At 73.4% G+C, this 4,231-nt stretch carries 1 protein-coding gene; it reads right to left on the bottom strand.

Annotated elements, in window-relative coordinates:
* The coding region (locus SCA03_RS34435) for an SDR family NAD(P)-dependent oxidoreductase (protein ID WP_141275883.1) at window positions 1-4,231 on the bottom strand (4,231 nt) is incomplete at both ends.

Raw genomic sequence — 4,231 nt, 5'->3', positions numbered from 1 at the left:
AGCGCCTCCCAGGAGGTCTCCAGCAGCAGCCGCTGCTGCGGGTCCATGGCGAGCGCCTCACGCGGGGAGATCCCGAAGAAGCCGGCGTCGAACCCCGCGACGTCGTCGAGGAATCCACCGCCGAGGGTGGCGCTGCGGCCCTGTCCGCCGGGTCCGCCGGTCCGCAGTGTCTTCAGGTCCCAGCCCCGGTCCTCGGGGAACGGGGAGATGCCGTCGCGTCCTTCCGAGACGAGTCGCCACAGGTCGTCGGGGGAACGCACACCGCCCGGCAGACGGCAGGCCATGCCGACCACCACGACGGGGTCGTCGGCGGCGTCCTGCGTACCGTCCCTCCGCGCCCGAGCGGCGGTCGCGGTGGCGTCCGCCGTAGCGCTCGTGGCGTCCTCGTCCCGGAAGAGTTCGTCGAGCAGATGGCCCGCGAGGGCCGACTCGGTCGGGTAGTCGAACACCGTCGTGGCGGAGAGGCGCAGTCCGGTCGCGAGGTTCAGCCGGTTGGGCAGTTCGACCGCGGTCAGGGAGTCGAAGCCCAGCTCCATGAACTTGCGGTCGGGTCCGATGTCGGAGGGGTCGTCGTAGCCGAGGACGGCGGCGACATGGGTCCGGACGAGCCCGGACAGCTGCGTCCTGCGTTCGGCCGGGGACAGCCGTGCGAGCCGCTCACGCAGTGCGGGCGCGCCGGAACCGGCTTCCCGGCGGGCGGCGTCGGCCTGCGCGACGAGGTTCCGCACGCTCGGCACCTCCCTCAGCAGCGCGCTGCCGCGGGTCCCGAGCAGGCTCTCGACGATGCCCGGCTGCTGGAGGTCGAGGACGACCAGCGCGGTGTCACGCCGGGTGACGGCCTGCCGTACCGCGGCCAGCGCCAGCTCGGGGGCGACCACGGGGTACGCCGTACGCGGCGCACCGTCAGTGCCCGCCCCGGCTCCGGCGGCCTCGTCACCGGGCGCCTTGTCGCTTGCGTCCTCGCCATTCACGGCTTTGCCGTTCACGGCTTCGCCGTTCGCGGCCTCGTCAGCGGTGGCTTCCGCACGGTCGGGGTCCGTATGTCCGCTGGTGCCGGGCTGCGCCCCGGCGGAGCCGTCGTCGTCGGTCCAGGCGCCCCACGCCAGCGAGGTGGCGGGCAGCCCTTCCGCGCGGCGCCGGACGGCGAGCGCGTCGACGACCGCGTTGGCGGCGGCCACACCGGCCCGGCCCGCGCTGCCGACCGCGCCCGCCACGGAGGAGAACATCACAAAGGCGTCGAGGTCGTGTCCCCGGGTGAGTTCGTGGAGGTTCAGCGCCGCCGCCGCCTTCGCCCGGTACACCGCGCCGAGCCGCTCCGGGGTCAACTCGTCCAGCACACCGTCGTCGACGACACCCGCGGCGTGCACGACAGCGGTCAGGGGCGCCTCCTCGGGGAGGTCGGCCAGCGCTGCCGCGAGCTGCTCCCGGTCGTTCGCGTCGCAGGCGACCAGGGTGACCTCCACGCCCGACGCGCGCAGTTCGTCGGCCAGCGCCGCCGCGCCCGGGGCGTCCGGTCCACGGCGGCCGGCCAGCACGAGACGGCGCGCACCCGCGCCCGCGAGCCAGCGGGCCAGCCGACTGCCCCGCCCCCCGGTGCCGCCGGTGATCAGGACGGTGCCGCGGGGGGCCCAGCCGCCGTCCCGGTCCCCGGGTGCCGCCGGAACGAGCCGCCGTCCGTAGGCCGTTGAGGCCCGTACGGCGATCTGGTCCTCGCCGCCGGTGCCCGTCAGCGCGGCGGCGAACCGCTGGGCGGTGCGCGCGTCCACGGTGTCCGGCAGGTCGATCAGCCCGCCCCAGCGCCCGGGGTGCTCCAGCGCGGCCACCCGGCCGATCCCCCACACGCCTGCCTGTCCGGGGTCGGCCAAGCGGTCCGTGCGCCCGACGGACACCGCGCCCCGGGTGACGCACCACAGCGGTGCCGTGATCTCCGCCTCGTGCAGGGCCTGGAACAGGGCGACGGTCGCGGTGACGGCACCCAGCCCGTCCACGCCGATCTCCACGGCACCGGCCGCTGACCGCGGCACGGCCAGCAGCGAGACGACACCGGCGAACTCCGCGCCTGCTGCCGGGAGTTCACGCAGGCGCTCGGCCAACTCCTCCCTGTCGCAGGCACCGTCGACGTTCAGACACATCGCGTCGGCACCGAGGGCTTCGATGACGGCCGCCGTCCACTCCTCGTCCTCGGACGCGGCCGGCGCGACGACCAGCCAGGTACCGGCCGGACGTGCGGAGGTCCCCGACAGCGGCTTCCACGACTCCTGGAAGCGCACCGCGTCCAGGAGCGACTGGTCCCGCCTGCTGTTCCGCCACGACGACAGGGCCGGAAGGACCGCGCCGAGCGCCTCCGTGCTCACATCGAGATCGGCCGCCAGCGAGGCGAGCGAGTCCAGGTTCTCGCCGTCCACCAGCTCCCAGAACCGGGCATCGTCCGGGTCGGGCCCACCGACCGCCTCGGCCCGCACGGGCCCTCCGGCCTGCGGCCAGAACCGCCGCCCCTGGAAGGGGTAGGTGGGCAACTCGACACGACGACCACCCAGCCGGGAGAAGAACCCTGCCCAGTCCACCTCGACACCCACGGTGTGCAGCCGCGCGAGGGCTGTGACGAGTGCTGTCTCTTCGCCCTGCCCCTTGCGCAGAGCCGCCACCGCCACCGCGTCCGGATGCGCCTCCGGATCCACGCAGTGCTGCACCATCGCCGCCAGCGCTCCACCGGGGCCCAACTCGACAAAGGTGTCCGCGCCTTCGCTCACCAGCGCGTCGATACCGTCGGCGAACCGCACCGTCTCCCGGACATGCCGCACCCAATAGTCGGGAGTCGTCAACTCCTCCGCCGACGCCATCTCCCCCGTCACATTCGACACCACGGGGACAGCCGGAGCCCGGAAGTCCAGCCCCTCGACGGCCCGCTGGAAGTCCTCCAGCATCGGCTCCATCAACGGCGAATGGAACGCGTGGCTGACCCGCAACCGACTCGTACGACACCCTTCCGCCTCGAACCGGGCCCGCACCCTCTCGACCTCGGCCTCGACACCCGAAACCACCACCGAGGACGGACCGTTCACCGCTGCCAGCGAAACTCCCTCCGGCAGGTGAGGCCGCACCTCTTCTTCGGCGGCCTCGACGGCGACCATCGCGCCACCGGGTGGGAGCGCGTCCATCAACCGGGCACGGGCCGCCACCAACGCACACGCGTCCTCCAGGGAGAACACCCCGGCCACGTGAGCGGCAGCCACCTCACCGACCGAATGGCCTCCCACGAAGTCGGGCCGCACACCCCACGACTCCACCAACCGGAACAGCGCCACTTCGAGCGCGAACAACGCAGGCTGAGTAAAGCCCGTCTCCTCCAGCCCCTCGGCCTCACCGAACATCACCGGCCGGAGGGGACGTTCGAGCCCAGCGGTCTCGAAATGCGACACCACCTCATCCAGTGTGCGCGCGAACACCGGGAACCGCGCATACAACTCCCGGCCCATACCGGCCCACTGCGAACCCTGACCCGAGAACAGGAACGCCATCGAACGCCCCTCCCGCGCCACACCCCGCGCGACCTCCGTCCGGTCACCCTCCGGCCCCGCCAACAGCACCGCACGGTGCTCGAAGGCCGAGCGGCCCGCGGCCAGCGAGAAGCCCACATCCGCCGGGGACAGTTCGGGACGTGCGCGTACCCACCGGGTCAGTTGCTCGGTCTGGGCGGTCAGCGCTTCGGGGGTCTTGGCGGAGACGGGCCATGGGACGACGGCAGGGGGGTCGGTGTTCTCGTCGGTGTGCTCGTCGGTGTGGGGGGCGGCGGTGTGCGGCTCCGGTTCTGCGGGGGGCTGTTCGAGGATCGTGTGGGCGTTGGTGCCGCTGATGCCGAAGGAGGAGACGGCCGCGCGGCGCGGATGTTCCGTCGCGGGCCAGTCGGTGTGGGCGGTGAGGAGTTCGACGTCGCCCGCCGTCCAGTCGACGTGGGTGGTCGGGCGGTCGACGTGCAGCGTCTGCGGGAGCAGACCGTGCTGCATCGCCAGCACCATCTTGATGACCCCGGCGACACCGGCGGCGGCCTGGGTGTGCCCGAGGTTCGACTTGAGCGAGCCGAGGCGCAGCGGCCGGCCCTCGGGGCGGTGCTGCCCGTAGGTCGCGAGGAGCGCCTGGGCCTCGATGGGGTCGCCGAGTGTGGTGCCGGTGCCGTGGGCCTCGACCGCGTCGACATCGGCCGGCCGCAGTCCGGCGGACGCGAGGGCCTGCC

This window comes from Streptomyces cacaoi (genome assembly GCF_006539165.1).
Classification (GTDB): domain Bacteria; phylum Actinomycetota; class Actinomycetes; order Streptomycetales; family Streptomycetaceae; genus Streptomyces; species Streptomyces cacaoi.
This window is presented reverse-complemented; position numbering and strand designations above follow the sequence as displayed.